This window comes from Paramagnetospirillum kuznetsovii, assembly GCF_003284725.1.
GTDB classification, from domain to species: Bacteria; Pseudomonadota; Alphaproteobacteria; order Rhodospirillales; family Magnetospirillaceae; genus Phaeospirillum; species Phaeospirillum kuznetsovii.
Map to the genome: position 1 here is coordinate 188,587 of NZ_PGTO01000002.1, position 14,985 is coordinate 203,571.

Genomic DNA, 14,985 nt, shown 5'->3' on the forward strand with positions numbered 1-14,985 from the left:
AATAAAAACCTATTCGTCAATTTTAACAATCATGGCTGATGTCCTGCATTCAGATACAACCTCCACGAGGCCCCTTCCGCTGCTGCCTAACTTTAATCTATCTATTGGTGTCTCAGTGATTTCACGCGACAACAAGAACCACAGTCGCCGAGGTGCATCTATGAGGGAATAGTATTCTGGAATGAGGTGCTTAAACTCATTCGGTGGATTTTCCTCGTAAATAGCGGATATCTCGGAAAAATGACCGATAATTCCATCACCACATCTTGAGAATAGATACAAGTTCGTTGTTTCATTCAGTAAAACATGCCTTGAAAGGCTCTTAATTTTTTTGCCATCTGGCTTCAGTCCGAATTTTGCGAATAAAACGCTACCGCAGCTATTCACAATAGCGTTGTGCTCGCCAACAGTATTGAATTTCTTCGAGCCAAGCTTTATTGATAGTGGTGAGCGTATCGCAATATGTATTGGGGAATACATTATACCTTGCCTTCGCGGTCGCGTAAGGCGACAACGATAATGGTAACATCCACCTCCATCAAGGATACAGTTTAGCTGCGACATGGACACCACGACTGCCTCCATCGCCGTTCTGAAAGTTTCCCCAGTCAACAACGCGGGCAAGCTATTGGCGTTGGCGGATGTATCCATCTTGCTGGATGGTGTCGAGATCGTGATACACGGCATCCAGGTTCGGGCCGATGCCGGTGGAACCGAAGTCACTCTGCCAAAATACCGCTCACCGAGTGGAGCATGGGTAACAGCCGTCACTCTGCCTGATGAGGTGCGGGGACCAATGGGGGACGCGGTAATGGCCGCAGCCATCGAAGCTGGAATTCTGGTGGAGAAGCACCGATGAGTTTTGTTCGTTTTTCGATCATCGCGGTGACAATGAGCCTGCTGATGTCCGCTCAAGCCGGGTTGGCCGCTGACCGTCAGATCGAAGTCTGTTTCACGCCGGGCATGGACTGCACAGGGAAGGTCGTGGATGCCATCAGTGCTGCTCGACGCACCATCCTGGTTCAAGCCTATTCGTTCACCTCACCGGCCATCGCACAGGCTTTGGTGCAGGCCAAGAAACGCGGCATCGATGTTCGAGCCATATTGGACAAGAGCCAGAGAACGGAAAAATACAGCGGTGCTGATTTCCTTGCAAACGGCGGGATTCCGGTTCAGATCGATGCGGCCCACGCCATTGCCCACAACAAGGTAATGGTGCTGGACGGTTCAACGGTCATTACCGGGTCGTTCAATTTCACCAAGGCCGCCCAGGAACGAAATGCTGAAAACCTGCTGGTGATCCACGATCCAGAATTGGCGGCCCAGTACGAGGCCAACTGGAAGAAGCACGCCGAACATTCAGAAGCCTATGGGGACCGCAGAAGGTAATGACTTCACTCCATTTTATCACCCAGTAGGCGGCGGAACTCCACCTCAAGATCAGTCAGGGCGTCCTTAATTGGTCCAGAGCAACGCTCTTCAACTTCAACCCATTTTTTCATACGCTCTGGATTCTGATCATTTAGAACTACATATGTAAATTCGTTTCCCGTTCGAACCATCATCGCGTTGATTTCATCGATTTTTGCTGCAATGAAAGCTGGGACAAATATTAGTTTCTTTGTGTATATATCAAAAAATTCCTTATGGGCGTCGGCAAGCAACTTGCTGCGATCCTCCTTCGAGGGCTCGCCGGAAAACTCAATTCCTTTAACGTAATTATAAAGCTGGTGATGAACATTCTTGAGCGTTGAGTATATATTTGCGATAACATCAGCCCGCTTCTCGTGAAGATGGGCGAATACGATATTGTTCTCTGATGCGGCACGGCTTAAGTCAGACCGAAGACGCTCTATTTCAATATTCGATTTTGATGTTAACTCGATTTTATGGCTTTCAAGTTTGATATCATACTCACTCTTTATCGCCTGACGGATTTTCTCAGTGATGATGTTCTTAATTAGCCAGTAAAATACACCGCCGACGCCCAAGCTTACAGCGACGGATATCGCGATATTGACGAAAAAGTTCAGGTTAAGTGTCAGGTTCACATCTGTGATTTGCATGCAGCCACCACCCATTGGAACCGCCGCCGAAGCCAATGGCGTGCGTTATTTTACACAGATTTCTCATCTATTTCGCCGCCCGCTTTCCGCCAACGCCAGGATGAAGGGCCAGGGATTGACCGGCAGCATGACCGGCTTCAAACGCACCAGCAGCGACCTTCTTCCCCGATGCCCGGCCACGACGCAGGTTTAGGTCCAGCTTGGCGAATTCAGATTCCACGATGGCGTGGCGGACCACCACCAGATCGCGACCACTGCTGACCCGGTTGGCTTCGTCGCGTTCGGCCTTCATGGCGATCAATTTCTCACCAATCGACACCGCCATGCCGAACATGAACGACCCTTTTTCGTCTTTGCCGTAGCGGAGAATTCGCTGGGCAAGGGCATATTGGACCCAGGCGGTCTGCATGGCCGTGGCGATCACATCGTAGACGTAATGGGCCATCTCGATGCTGGGGCGAAGACCGAAGAAGACGTACCGGATGCCCTTGTCATCCTTTTCCCGCCAGACCTTGCAATCGCAATATTCGGCAATGGCCGGGATGCAGGCGGAAATCGGCTGCCGCTGCTTCCTGTTGGTTTCGATGGTGGACTTTTCGCACTGCTCCTCGCGGATTTCCAGGTCCGTGATCGACAGGTCATGGCGATCCAGCAGTTCGGCCACCTTGGCCGCCGCCGCCAACGCTTCTTCCTCGGTGCAGCCATTGGCGATGGTCTTGGCCCGAAGTGCCTGGAGCCGGGTCTTCAGTTTGTCGAGATCGGTGGTCATGGCGTCCAGTCCATCTGCATTCCTGGAAGCTGGGTACGAGCGATCAGAATTGTTTCCATGGCTACGCCCGCCGCCTGGGCCACCTTCTCGACGGTGATGTCAGATTCGAGGACAAAATCCAACACGGCTCCGAGGAAATCGGGATCGGTGATGCGGGTGCGAAGTTCGTCGGCCCCGCTGCCGGTGTGGGACATGAACTGGTTCAGCAATTCGTCATCAGCGACAATTACCGAGACGGCGTGCAAGGCCAGTGTTTCGGCACCTTCACGTCCCAGTTTTGGAATTTTCGGCGGCATTGGGTCGGTGACCAGTTCGGAAAGCGGTTGGTGGCCGCAGTGTAGTTCCGCCGGTCGCCGGGGGAAACGCCGATGTCGTGATGAATTCAATCGGGGTGCTATGGTTGGCCCGGCATCATGAACGTTGACCAGTAAATTTCGGAAGGGCCTCCCCGTGAGCATGAAGTTCAGAAAGACCAATCCCCGGTTTGGCTATCTGGTCGTTTTGATCGTGTTGTGCCTGGGCGTTGCGGGCATCTCCAGCATGGTCACCATTCCCGCTGTCCAGGGGTGGTACAAGGATTTGGCTCACCCATCCTTCACGCCGCCTGATGCGGTCTTTGGCCCGGTCTGGACGGCTCTCTACATCATGATGGCTGTGGCGGCCTGGAGGGCTTGGGGGCGTGATCAGTACCAGTGGGATAGCTCATGCATTCGGCTGTTTCTGATCCAGTTGGCGTTGAATTTCGCCTGGAGCTTCCTGTTCTTCAAGTTCCACCTGATCGGTGTGGCGGCGGTCGAGATTGTGGTTCTGGAGATCGCCATCATCGTGACCACTGTGGCATTCTTGATGCGAGACAAGATCGCCGGAATGCTCATGGTTCCATATCTGCTTTGGGTCGGGTTCGCATCTGCTCTAAATATCGGGTTTTGGTCACTGAATTGATGTGTCATATGGACAAGTCGTTAAAATAAATTAGCGGCTGGCATTTATTTATAGTTCAGGCAGATGTATGATTGCTCTCCTTCATATTGCAGAAGGAGGCATTCATGTTGTGGCTAGTTTGTGTATTGGCGATATTTTCGTCATTTCCGGCGATGGCACAGCAAGGTGTTTATTACACAGGGACCGCCAGCGTTTCCCCAGTGCCACCGCCACTGACCGAACAGGAAATCAGCGACCCTGATTTCTGGAAAAGGCAAAAGGCTGCGGTTCTGCGTCAGGATTCCACCGGCATGAACCTTTGGGAGCGTGGACGATACTGCGAATCGCGAGAAACCGAGGTCAACAGGTTCGCCGAAATTTCTCTTGAATGGGTCTACAGCCACGACCTCTGGGTCAGTCCATCAAAGGGGTTCATCCCCCATGGAATCGCGATCAGCGACCAGCAAACCCTCAGAATGTATGCTGAAGTGGCGTTTCGGGACATGCGGTACGTCAAGGGTGATGGGGCTGATATCGGCAAATGCGATGAAATTGCCCTGTTCGCGATCAGGCGAATTCTTGGGCACATGGAACGCTACCCCGCCGACGAGGAATGACCGGCCATTGTCCGTTTCTCGGACATGCAGTTGTGGTCCAGATCATTGAAATCGACATCTCCAGTTCGCGGATCAACTTGGGTCACCCGGTTCACCCTGATTGTTGCGTTCTGGATCACGCCGTCAATCTGACCGCTTTGAATCCAGATCGAGCCGTCGAGAAACTGGTCGATGGCAATATCCTGGCCGACGACACCGCCATTTCCCCAGACCAGGGCGGTTCCGGTCACCACCACGCTGGCATGGCGATGGTCAGAACGTTCGCCCATGGAACCGTCCACCACGGTTACGACTCCATCTTCGACGGTTCTGCCCAGGGAAACCACCCGGTACGGAGTATTTTGGCCGCCGTTTCGCTTAACGCGGCCAGCAATAGTAAATGTAATTAAGTAGACGATTTTGTCGGTTGGTTCGAAGTCATGCAATCTCATAAATATATTTAGCAAATAACACGAGGTACGTGATGAGATTAAATGATTTTACGATATCACCAAGTGATGCAACTTCTGTTGGACCAGGAAGAATGCCGCCAATTTACGACGAAAACCGCATTCGCTCTGAAATTATGGTGGTGTTGGATATTTTGAGAAGTGCTTTGAAAGATGCTCAGCGTTTGATCGACCTGATCGACCGCGAGCCAACACCACGTCTGTGATCATCGCTGGCGGATACCATTTTTCCACCGGCACCAAGAATCCTGTCCGCGAATCGGACAATCAGCCGGTTCGGAACCGCCCCAGGTCGCAGGGTCATCACCAGTTCCATGGCATCATCTGGGGTCAGGTGCAGGCATGCCAACAGGAATGCTGCTGCGGTGGACCTGCTGACCCCAGCCCAACAGTGGCACAAAACCCGACTACCCTTCGGTATCTCTCGACCAAACGCGAGAATGGCATCGGCATGGTCAATGCTGGGGTTTTCAGAACGCCCTTGCCGGGCCAGAGCCTTGCCGACCAGCCCGCCCATTGCGTGGAAATCATAGAACCGAAGGCTCAAGACACGCATCGATTCAGGGAAGATCAGTGGGTCATGATCGTCCTCCCCAGGGTCGAGAATTGAGACCACATGGGTCGGGGCGAACGATTCCAGTTCGTCGTCCAGTTCGTCCAACCCGCAGATCGAAAGTTCGAAGGGCAGTTTCCCCATGGTCATGATCCTCCCTCCCCGGAGGGCCGGGACCATAACAGGTACGACAAAGACGTGCAAATCAGGGGGAATGGCTGCCGAATGAACTTTCGACAGCCATTCACGATCAAGGCGGTCACGCAACAGCAAAAGATTCGATGCTGGCTGTAAAGGCAGATTTGGGAATATCGCTGTTGGCCGAAACCAAGAATTCATCCCATACACCAACGGCCTTCATGGGCTGGATTTTTTGGCCTAAGACAGCCCCCTGAAGCAGCATCTTCAGTTCAGAAAATTCTTGAGAATCCAGCCGACCAACTAGCCGGATGGCTTCATACCCATTTGCGATCATAGAAGCGTTGTCGTTGTCATTGCTGTCGATGATGGCCCACGCGGCCATGAGAATTCCCAAAAATTCTTCCTTTTTCATGATCGCAGGGAGTTCTCCAGCGGCAGCTACCATGAGCACGAACTGCTCTCCACATATTTCATTCAAGTCTAACATATCATTTATCCTGTTGTGTTGAGGTGACAGTGGCTTTACGTCACTGCATAACGGACATTCCGGCCGATCATATGGCGGTTTCAATATAATTCTGATGGCCGGTTGAAAATACATATTAGGGTTGTCTTCTGTCAGATTGGACTATTCCCGATCCACATCGACTGCGGTTCTGTCAATTTACTTATCTGCGTTCCTGGCGAATTTACAAATTGGCCGGGAGGGCATGGCCTTGCTATACGGGTTTGGCACCCATTTCATATGGAGCCAGCGAATTATCGCTATTGATAAATAGATGTACTGATCGAGCCGCCAACAGATCACGACAATCAAACGCCCGGATAGGTTCGGGTGATAACCCTCGACAGGAGCTTGGCGGCTCGCACTGTCGAGGGTTTTATTTTTGGTGATATTATGGAGATCAAGGGAAAACGAATTTTCACTGTTTCAAGCCCTGCAAGTGCAGGCAAAACCGATGCAGCAGTTACCTATGCGGTGGATATGGCAGCCAAGGGCCACAAGGTCATCATTGCCCAACCAACCAAAACCTGCATCGATGAATGGTTTGCCAAGGCTCTTGAACGGGCCAGATCACGGCGAAAGAAGCCGGTGCCGGTCTATCGGTTCGACAGCAGCACCTGCGAAGATGGGCAGGTGATCACCACGATCATGGGGCATCTCAAGTGCCCAGGTGAAGAGGGACAGGTTCTGTTCCTGACCCAGCAGGCTTTACTGCGGCTGCCATATTTCCACCGACCAGAGCATTGGCATGTGATCGTCGATGAGATTCCTGCTCCCGACGTGATGTTTTGTCGGCATCTGCCGTACAACCACGAGATCATCACATCGGCCATATCGTGGCAGGATTATTCCGCCGATAACGTCAAGGTGGCAGCAAAAGACAATGCCAAGCTTCGCCGTCTTGCCGATGGCGATGATGCTGTTGATGCCGAATTCAGAACCATAGCCCGAGCCATTCTGGACCCGGATTATGATGTCTTCGCGATCAGGGAGAACATCGAACGCACCGTGGCCGGTGACACAGAGACCGGGAAATATCCCCTCTACCTGTTTGGGGTTCTGAAGCCATCGGCATTCACGAAGTTCGCATCGGCAATCATCATGGGGGCACACTTTGAGGAGTCGCTGCTTCATCACCTATGGGCGGTCCAGGGGGCAGTGTTCGAACCACATCGCCAGTTGACCAATGCCCTTCGGTTCCAGCAGCACCAGAACGGTCATCGGGTCTCCATTCATTATCTGGCCGACGATAGCTGGTCCAAGAAACTGGGCGGCAAGAAGGTGACTGTCGATGGTTCGGAGATCAGCAACACCATCCTCGGCCTGACCAAGGCCTCCGGACTGGTTGGGGATCAGCCATTCCTCTATCAGGTGAACAAGGACGTAGAGGATGCCGCCGAGGAATTATTCGCCCAGTTGCCCGCGACCGCGTTGCCACACAAACCCCATGGGATGAATAAGTTTTCCGAATTTCATAACGTAGTGGTGGTGGCCTCGTTCCTGCCAACACCGATGCAATGCCGGTTCCTGTCGAACTTCGGCATTACCCCAGACCAGATCAGAGACGCGATCTGCCATCAAACCGTCTATCAGGCCGTGATGCGGTGCAGTCTTCGCGATCTCCATTGTGATGTACCTGTTCGGGTCGTGGTCACTGATGTCGGTGTAGCTCAGTGGCTGGCCGATCAGTTCCCCGGTTGCACCATGGTCCATGCTCCAGGTGTTCAGCTTGCAAAGAAGGGCAAATGGCAAAGGAAACGGCTCCATGCGGATAATTCAGCCCGAGTCCGGGCATATCGCAAGAGGCAAGATGAGCAAATTGGGGAAGTGGAACTGGCTAATATATTGCCCGGAATACAAAATGGTAAGATTTCACCGTTACGATTGGCGAATAATATATATTCACCTATCGTTACATCGAAACATGACCATTTGCCGTTAGCAGATACATCTGCATCTGATTTCATGGATCTGTCTATACTGGAACGGGAGCTATTCGCTGGAACTTTGTTCCGCCACATCCGGGACACCAACACCACCCGTCATCTGTTCCTCAAGTCCATGGGCGACATGATCGAGTGGCTTCGCCGTTGCCATGGACTGACCTACCAGAACAAGCACAGCAACATGCTGATCAGCCCGACCCTGTTCAACCCAACTCTGGGCGACAAAAGCAGGGGAAGGGAAAACGCGGTGATCACCTGGGGAATCTGGCTCGATATCGATGATGGGGACATGCCGTACACCGCCTTCGCCAAGATGTTCGCGGGAAAATCCATGGTGGTTTACAACACGGCCTCCTCGACCAACGACACCCGCTACCGGGTATTCATGCCGACGACCGGCTACATGATGGCTGAGACCTACGACTCCATCTGCAAACAGATCATCAAGGTGGTTCAGTCCAACGGCTATTGCTCACCCCGGCAACGGAAACGGGGATCGGCAAAGCCATGCCATGGCATCGACCCGACCAAGCTGTCGGTGGAAAACATGATGTACCTGCCGTGCAAACCCGTGGATGGCAGTGATGGGTTTTTCCAGGTCTTCGACGGCGATCCGATCAATCCCACCCTATGGGTCCAGAACAACATCCTGCCTGTCGATATGCCGCCGCCGGTCCTGATTGCCGTTCCAGATGAATTGCCCATGCCCGAAGATCAATCCCATGCCACCGCGTTTTTCGACAGACTGGTCACCGCCATCGGTGATGTCATACTGGGGCGAAACTGTGGCCTATACCGGGCATCGCTGCATGGGTTCGCCATGGCAAGTGCCGGTTTGCTCGATACATGGATGGTCGAAACCCGGCTTGAACAGGCTGCATTCGCTGCGGGATTGGAAAAAAGAGAAATCGGGCCGACCATTCGAAGTGGCCGCTACAATTCCAAAAATCAGATCGGGCGATATATGGGGTGGGCTGCACATGGGAACGTAGCAGCTTGATAAATACTCCTGCAACATCAGCAGGAGTAACGTCGATATGCGTGGACTACAGGATATATATGAAGAGTTCTATTCACTTGGAATTGTGAAATCAGGTCGCGATTTTGGTGAGTGGCTGAATAGAGGGCAGAGTTACTTAAGTTCATCGAAATCAAGGAACCGCAGAATCTCGACAGAAGCACTTTTGTCATTGATATCAAATGTTACCGGCGTGATAGATGCGACAAATGAAGCTGCCGTAGAATGCACAGATGATGCTCAAGCTACGGAATACAAGGAAGGCGTGAAGGCACTAAAGAAACTTGAAAACGAAGCATGGACTGAGATTTGGCGTCGTGTCGAGTGACATATTCAAAATATATTTATCCAGCCATATTGCAAATAATAATTTGAGTCCGTAACCTATGTGCAGACGTCAATGCATGGAGGTTATTATGCTTAACCTGAAGTTTTCTGACGCCAAGCGTCCGCTGATCTCTGAGACCAGGAAGAAGTCTGCCCGTGATGTTGTGATCGATGGTATTCAGCACCAGATCGGTCTGCTGGGTGATGCCAATTACAAGGTCGAACGCACCCGGTACACCAAGGATTCCGAAGGCAATGCCATCCGCAAGTCGGTCGCGGCACCGCCCAAACCCTGGTTCTGGCGGGCTACCGATGGGAACATCATGGTGCAAGTACGCTACGGCCATGCCGTTGTGGTCGAACTCCAGCCGGGAAAGCCGAGCATTGTTGCCGGAAAGACCGAGAAGGAGGTGATCACCGTACTGACCCAGGTGGTCCAGGCCGTGAAGACTGGCGAACTCGATACCCAGATCGAAGCGGCAAAGGCCAAGGCCAAGCGGAACAGGTCGGGTGAATAGGTCATCAGGGATCGGCGTGAAGGTTGGGTGAAAATTCGGCCTTCACGCCGCTTCATTGCATCGTTTTGAAATCCGGTGCAGCAATGTTCCGATGTCGCGGGCAGACGGTACTCCATCATCCCACCTTCTTGATCGCATCCCAATACCGCACAGGGTGATCGTGGATGGCAGGGCCGGATCGTTCGTACACGTCGATCACCGACTTGGGAAGCGACCGGAGATAATTCGAAAACGGCCTATGGTTTCCCCAGATCACAAAGGCCAAGCCCTCGGGCATCCGGGATTGAACTTCGACACCTTTCCCATCAATCCCCTTCAAGAACCCAACCTTGCCCGTGATGAAGAACACGCAGGCATGTTCACTCACGAATTTCCGCCAGTAGCTCGTGTGGGTGCGAACCGGGATGATACCGACCACGGTTTCGCATAGGGGCTGGTCACGAACAGCAGAAGATTCGGTCGGAGCATCGGGCATGTGGCGGCACCACACCGCATCGGCGGCCTTTTCGACCCAGTGACGAAGGCTATGATATGGGGGGTTCAACCAAACACGACCGTGCCATTTTTGAGCCAAGCCGTCGTCGTCCTGGGTGAAATGCTGGAGTGCCCAAACCGGGGCACTCTCCCCCTTGCTGGGCGAACAAGGGTCGAGATCGAGCGGCTGGTTGTCGTTGGCGGCATAGATATGGCGGAGCAAACTGGGCGGTGTATACCACTCGCAATTCTTTTTTTCGTTCCCCTCGGTGATGAAAAGGGTCCGGGCCTTCCATTCCTTCTTCGTGGGTTCACCAGCGGGTGAATCGTCGGTGGCCGTTTCGGCCTTCACCACCGGCACCTCATCATTGTTGGGCAAGACTACCGGGGCGGCCTGCTCGATCTCCACCCCGATGCTGCGGGCATGGAAGGCATAGAGCGGGGTGGAGTAGTTGGCACAGATCAGTTCCGCCGCCTCGTGAAACTTGCCCATGTTGCTGGTGTAGGTACGGCAGATCGGATTCATGTCCGAGAATGCGACACGATTCTCCGGGCTGTCGTCCACAGTGACCAAGCAGGAATGGCCGCTGTTGCGAACGTGCCGGGCAAGCTCTTCCAGGTCGAGTTCGCCGCACGTATACATCCGCTTGCTCACCTGGGCATAGGGCGGGTCGAGAAAACACATGACCCCGGTGCCAGGGGCGTCCAGAACCTCGCGGTAGTCCAGATTGGTGATCCGGGCACCCTGGAGCCAAGCCGAAAACTGAGGGATGTAATTGATATGGACCGGCTTGAGGCCGCGACCATCACGTTCAATGCTCGGGGCAAAACGCGACATGCCGTTGGTGCCGAACATGGATAGGTGGTTGCGAACGTAGAAGCCCGCCGCTGCCTCGGCCCGGTCGTCGCTATCAACCATCTGAACGGCCAGATCGAACAATTCTTGGCTGGCAGCCCCAAACTGTTCAATCAGCGAATGCAGCACCCGCATCAGACCGGCGGGGTCGTCGCGAACCACGGTCCACTGGTTGGCAATGTTGGAATCGAGGTCGTTGAGCCAGATATCCGTGACACGGCCCGTCCGAACCATACGGAAACCCACGGCGGCAGACCCGGCGAAGGGTTCGCGGTATTCCTCCACATTGAATGGGGCGAGGTTGACCAGATCGGAAGCCGTCCGGTGCTTCCCCCCAGGGGACTTGATCATGCTCGACATGGATTCAGGAACGGGAACCACGGTGAGATTGGTCGCGTCCAGCTTATTGGAAAAGGGCATAGCCATTATGCAGCCTCCACTTCGGAATGGGGTTGTGCCTGATTGTCGTTGTGCGGAACGGTCGTCGGCTGCTGGTGGTTTGCCAGAAGCCGAATTTCGGCAGCGTGCTTCCCGCAGTATTCCTTCCAGAATTCCGGGCAGCCCCCGAACTTCTTGTAGCTCCCGTACCCGGACTTGTAGTGGTTGATCGTCCCCAACGTGATGTCATAGCGTTCGATCAGAACCGAAGGCGGGTCTTCGGAGAGGATGATGTCCGCCGCTTCGTCATAAGTACGGCGGGGCTTGTGGGTCTTCGGACCCTGCTTGGTCGGCGGCGGATTGACCATGTACTGGTCCATGAGCCAGAGAATGCTCTTCCGCATGGCCTCGGATTCGGGGTGGTCGAAGGGCGTCCGCAGGGTGTAACGGGCGGCTTCAATCTGGGACTTGGTGAACATTTAAATGGCCTCCTTCATGGGCTGATTGTCATTGCTGCCGGTCTTGGAGACCTGGGCAGCCTTGCGGGTAAGCAGGCGGTCGATTTCGCCCTGGTCGCGTTCAACGACCCGTAAATTCGTAAGATTGAACTGCTCGTCGATGTCGCCCACGATCAGGACTCGACCCGGCGATTGAGCCAGGGCTTCGAGAGTCTGGCTGTCCTTGACATCATTGATGGTCGTGCACTGATGGTCGGCGTAGTGGGTGGTCGTCCCGATCTGCGGCAGACCGGCGACGTAGGTCTGGATGGTGCGGACCTTCTTCTCTTTGCGGCTCGGGTCGTGGCTGGTCCGACTCTCATTGCGAAAAGCCTTCACCAGCCCCGACACACCGCCCTGATCGTGAATCAACCGCTTAATGTATTCGGCGGGGAACTCGTCACGGTGCAGTTCCAGATACCGAAGGGCGGTCGCAATCTGCCCAAGACGGCGGCGGAAGTCCGTTTTTTCCGAGATGTTGTGGAACAAGACCTTGGCCACGAGGAGGACGAAATTGTCCACCGCCTTGCCCTTGACGGTCAGGCCATATTGCTGCTTGGCGAAATTGATAAACGCGGCCTCGTCCTTGCGGAGTTCGGGCAGCACCGCGAAAGCGGCGACGACGACGTTGACGAGGGCAATGTGGGTACGAAGACCCAGGGAGACGGCGGAGTTCACCGCCTTCCGGGAAGGGCGAAGAATGGTTTCATAGTCGGACATAGTGGGGTCTCCTTGTGATTATGCGGCCAGCCGCAAAGCCATGGCCGGGGGTTTGGGCGGGGTGCTCCCTTTGTGCGGGGTGTTATCGTTGCTGGGAGTGCCAGTCGTCATGGCACTGGGCCGGGTAATGACGCAGGCGATCACCCAACCAGCAACCTTCTCCGGGGTCTGGAATTTGCCGTTGGATTCGAAAATCTGACGGTCGATTTTTTCAAAGGCGGAGGAGCGGAATTCGTTGTTCATGGCGTGCCACCATCGTGGTTTCTGTCGCCATTAAACGAGGTGAATTCAAAGTTTGCAATAGGCTAACATATTGTTTTTAAAGTGTATTTTTGAGTTTTGTGGGAGTTTTTGCGTGGGAAAATTCCCAAGCCGAAATGGCCGGAAGCCTAACTTCCGGGCTGGAATTCTGTGGGAATTTTCGGCCCGATGGACGGGGGCTATATGGGAAAATTTAGGTGAAGATAGGGGGGATGCCTGGAATCAATTCGTCCGACAGAGCCTTGATCAGTGCCGCCTTGATGATGGCCCGCACTCGTGGCTCGTTATCCCCGAAACTCTCAGTCCACTTCTTCATACTAACGTAAGTAACCTGATTCAACCGAACAAACATTGCCTCAGGCTCACTTCTGTTGGGATCAATTTTCCGCATCAACAACTCAAGATCAGTCCCGGAAACATATGTCTCAACAATGGTTACAAGCTTTGGCTGATCATATGGCAGCCGCCCTGTCCGACTAACCTCTTCTCTATACGCAAAAAGTATCCTCTTCGCATAGGCTATAATTTCCGGAGTTGGCTCAGATTCATATGGAAATGACTCGCTTGCCCTTGCGTAGTGCTTTGGGTTGTATTCAAAGTAGTCACTGATTCTGCGTTCAATAGGCTTATGTGGCGGGATTGTAACTCTGAATGACCACTTAGCTTTCCCGCCGTCATTGGTTGGTTTATTCTGAAAAATTATAATTCTCGAATCGAGATATTCAAATGGATAGCTCTTTGATTTTTTAACCATGACGCCTTCCTGCCGTCCATGGGCTACGCCCCGATCATAGGACGCGGCATTTTCAGCCGCCCCTTCAAGATGCTACCACGGTACATCAAGGCGTCTACTCCAATGACTCATAGGTTGGAAAGTTTCATTGAGTCAAAAAAGCTGTGAATTGCCATCCATGTATTTAATATATCAATGCCTTTAATCTGTATCTTAGGAAGCATTGCCGTATGCAACATTAAGGTATACCCTGCTGCAACTCGGCCACAGTCAGGAAATATTGTTCCAGATGGGTTGCTTTTGTATTTATGGAACGCTTTAATATATGGGTCTATGACCCATATGGAGCAAATCCATGTTTTACGGATATGCCCGCTGCTCTTCCGCCGACCAATCTCTCGACATTCAGATTGATGCCCTGAAGGCTGCCGGTTGCCAGATCATCAGATCGGAAAAGATCAGCGGCACCAGCCGCGATGGCCGCCGCGAACTGGAAACCCTGCTGGAGTTTCTACGTGAAGGGGATGTCCTGGTCGTGACCAGGATCGACCGGTTGGCCCGTTCTATCGCCGACCTCCAGGACATCATCAAGGTGCTGAAGGAAAGGGGAGCCAGTCTGAAGGCCACTGAGCAGCCGTTCGACACGGGCGACATTTACGGCTCCCTGACCATCAATCTGCTCGGGGTGTTCGCCCAGTTCGAAACCGAGCTTCGGCGGGAACGACAGATCGAGGGAATCCAGCGAGCCAAGCGAGATCACCCTGAACGGTACCGTGGCCGACCCCCGAAAATCGACGCTGGTGAAATTCGTCGCCTCAAGGATCAAGGGTTCGGTGTCGCGGCGATCAGCAAGGAACTGGGCATCGCCAGGACCAGCGTCTACCGGGCCTTGGACGTGATTAGCTGAACTCGCATTGGCTCGGGCCAAGGAGATTTTGAAATGACCAGCCTGAATGATCTCAAGGCTAAAATTCTGGCTGATCCCGAGGTTAAGGCCGAATATGACCGTCTTGCCCCAGAGTTCGAGATTGCGGAAACCCTTATCCGTGCCCGCCAACGGGCTGGACTATCTCAGGCCGAAGTCGCGAAGAGGATGGGTACCACCCAGTCCGTGGTTGCACGGCTGGAAAGTGGCCGCTCCCTTCCTTCATTGACTTCACTGGCACGCTATGCCGCCGCCACAGGCAGTCGCCTTCATGTTGAGCTTCTTCCTGGTCGCTGAATCCATCACGGTTC

At 53.4% G+C, this 14,985-nt stretch carries 21 protein-coding genes; 9 read left to right on the forward strand and 12 right to left on the reverse strand.

Annotation, left to right across the window (positions count from 1 at the left end):
- Positions 1 to 9 precede the first annotated feature (9 nt).
- Positions 10 to 480: a hypothetical protein gene (locus CU669_RS21015; RefSeq protein WP_146747656.1), complete on the reverse strand. Its 471-nt coding sequence runs from the start codon at positions 478 to 480 to the stop codon at positions 10 to 12.
- An 82-nt stretch (positions 481 to 562) separates the two neighbouring features.
- Between CU669_RS21015 and CU669_RS03485 the strand changes: the two genes are divergently transcribed.
- Positions 563 to 859, forward strand: coding sequence for a hypothetical protein (locus CU669_RS03485; RefSeq protein ID WP_112142429.1), 297 nt, complete (start codon positions 563 to 565; stop codon positions 857 to 859).
- Complete coding sequence (locus CU669_RS03490) at positions 856 to 1,389, forward strand: phospholipase D family nuclease (protein WP_112142430.1); 534 nt, start codon at positions 856 to 858, stop codon at positions 1,387 to 1,389. The genes CU669_RS03485 and CU669_RS03490 overlap by 4 nt, the downstream gene beginning before the upstream one ends.
- A gap of 5 nt (positions 1,390 to 1,394) precedes the next feature.
- Here CU669_RS03490 and CU669_RS03495 read toward each other — a convergent pair whose 3' ends face one another.
- The 3 genes from CU669_RS03495 to CU669_RS21290 all read right to left on the reverse strand — a co-directional run bounded on the left by CU669_RS03495 (position 1,395) and on the right by CU669_RS21290 (position 3,131).
- Positions 1,395 to 2,066 (reverse strand): hypothetical protein, encoded by a 672-nt coding sequence (locus tag CU669_RS03495; RefSeq protein ID WP_112142431.1) that lies wholly within the window; start codon positions 2,064 to 2,066, stop codon positions 1,395 to 1,397.
- A gap of 67 nt (positions 2,067 to 2,133) precedes the next feature.
- Positions 2,134 to 2,835, reverse strand: coding sequence for a DUF7168 domain-containing protein (locus CU669_RS03500; RefSeq protein ID WP_112142432.1), 702 nt, complete (start codon positions 2,833 to 2,835; stop codon positions 2,134 to 2,136).
- On the reverse strand, positions 2,832 to 3,131 hold the full coding sequence (locus CU669_RS21290) for a DUF3572 domain-containing protein (RefSeq protein ID WP_161539569.1): 300 nt from the start codon (positions 3,129 to 3,131) through the stop codon (positions 2,832 to 2,834). Before CU669_RS21290 ends, CU669_RS03500 begins: the two co-directional genes overlap by 4 nt.
- Positions 3,132 to 3,291: 160 nt before the next feature.
- Between CU669_RS21290 and CU669_RS03510 the strand changes: the two genes are divergently transcribed.
- Positions 3,292 to 3,777 (forward strand): TspO/MBR family protein, encoded by a 486-nt coding sequence (locus CU669_RS03510; RefSeq protein ID WP_112142434.1) that lies wholly within the window; start codon positions 3,292 to 3,294, stop codon positions 3,775 to 3,777.
- Positions 3,778 to 3,881: 104 nt separating this feature from the next.
- Entirely contained in the window at positions 3,882 to 4,373 is a 492-nt protein-coding gene (locus CU669_RS03515; protein WP_112142684.1) for a hypothetical protein, read from the forward strand.
- On the opposite strand, the gene CU669_RS03520 is transcribed toward CU669_RS03515, so the two are convergent.
- From CU669_RS03520 to CU669_RS03530, 3 genes are all read right to left on the reverse strand, one after another.
- Positions 4,352 to 4,798 (reverse strand): hypothetical protein, encoded by a 447-nt coding sequence (locus CU669_RS03520; RefSeq protein ID WP_161539570.1) that lies wholly within the window; start codon positions 4,796 to 4,798, stop codon positions 4,352 to 4,354. The genes CU669_RS03515 and CU669_RS03520 overlap by 22 nt on opposite strands.
- Positions 4,799 to 4,979: 181 nt before the next feature.
- Positions 4,980 to 5,525: a tyrosine phosphatase family protein gene (locus CU669_RS03525; RefSeq protein WP_112142685.1), complete on the reverse strand. Its 546-nt coding sequence runs from the start codon at positions 5,523 to 5,525 to the stop codon at positions 4,980 to 4,982.
- Between the two features lie 109 nt (positions 5,526 to 5,634).
- Positions 5,635 to 6,003 (reverse strand): hypothetical protein, encoded by a 369-nt coding sequence (locus tag CU669_RS03530; RefSeq protein WP_112142436.1) that lies wholly within the window; start codon positions 6,001 to 6,003, stop codon positions 5,635 to 5,637.
- Between the two features lie 369 nt (positions 6,004 to 6,372).
- On the opposite strand from CU669_RS03530, the gene CU669_RS03535 reads away from it, so the two are divergent.
- The 3 genes from CU669_RS03535 (at position 6,373) to CU669_RS03540 (ending at position 9,830) form a co-directional block, all read left to right on the forward strand.
- Positions 6,373 to 8,967, forward strand: a complete 2,595-nt coding sequence (locus CU669_RS03535; protein ID WP_239988515.1) for a hypothetical protein — start codon at positions 6,373 to 6,375, stop codon at positions 8,965 to 8,967.
- 37 nt (positions 8,968 to 9,004) lie between these two features.
- Positions 9,005 to 9,313: a DUF6626 family protein gene (locus CU669_RS21020; RefSeq protein ID WP_146747659.1), complete on the forward strand. Its 309-nt coding sequence runs from the start codon at positions 9,005 to 9,007 to the stop codon at positions 9,311 to 9,313.
- Between the two features lie 88 nt (positions 9,314 to 9,401).
- The gene (locus tag CU669_RS03540) at positions 9,402 to 9,830 is read left to right on the forward strand and encodes a hypothetical protein (protein WP_239988516.1); all 429 of its coding nucleotides are present in this window, start codon (positions 9,402 to 9,404) and stop codon (positions 9,828 to 9,830) included.
- Positions 9,831 to 9,945: 115 nt separating this feature from the next.
- Here the strand turns inward: CU669_RS03540 and CU669_RS03545 are convergent, their stop codons facing one another.
- The 5 genes from CU669_RS03545 to CU669_RS21025 form a co-directional block, all read right to left on the reverse strand.
- The gene (locus CU669_RS03545; protein WP_112142438.1) at positions 9,946 to 11,586 is read right to left on the reverse strand and encodes a DNA N-6-adenine-methyltransferase; all 1,641 of its coding nucleotides are present in this window, start codon (positions 11,584 to 11,586) and stop codon (positions 9,946 to 9,948) included.
- Positions 11,586 to 12,017, reverse strand: coding sequence for a hypothetical protein (locus tag CU669_RS03550; RefSeq protein ID WP_239988517.1), 432 nt, complete (start codon positions 12,015 to 12,017; stop codon positions 11,586 to 11,588). The genes CU669_RS03545 and CU669_RS03550 overlap by 1 nt, the downstream gene beginning before the upstream one ends.
- Positions 12,018 to 12,755: a hypothetical protein gene (locus CU669_RS03555; RefSeq protein WP_112142439.1), complete on the reverse strand. Its 738-nt coding sequence runs from the start codon at positions 12,753 to 12,755 to the stop codon at positions 12,018 to 12,020. It abuts the gene before it with no gap.
- 18 nt (positions 12,756 to 12,773) lie between these two features.
- Positions 12,774 to 12,998, reverse strand: a complete 225-nt coding sequence (locus CU669_RS03560) for a hypothetical protein (protein ID WP_011384460.1) — start codon at positions 12,996 to 12,998, stop codon at positions 12,774 to 12,776.
- 211 nt (positions 12,999 to 13,209) lie between these two features.
- Positions 13,210 to 13,770 (reverse strand): hypothetical protein, encoded by a 561-nt coding sequence (locus CU669_RS21025; RefSeq protein ID WP_146747660.1) that lies wholly within the window; start codon positions 13,768 to 13,770, stop codon positions 13,210 to 13,212.
- Between the two features lie 334 nt (positions 13,771 to 14,104).
- Between CU669_RS21025 and CU669_RS03570 the strand changes: the two genes are divergently transcribed.
- Entirely contained in the window at positions 14,105 to 14,656 is a 552-nt protein-coding gene (locus tag CU669_RS03570) for a recombinase family protein (RefSeq protein ID WP_112142441.1), read from the forward strand.
- 33 nt (positions 14,657 to 14,689) lie between these two features.
- The gene (locus CU669_RS03575) at positions 14,690 to 14,971 is read left to right on the forward strand and encodes a helix-turn-helix domain-containing protein (RefSeq protein ID WP_112142442.1); all 282 of its coding nucleotides are present in this window, start codon (positions 14,690 to 14,692) and stop codon (positions 14,969 to 14,971) included.
- Positions 14,972 to 14,985: the final 14 nt, after the last annotated feature.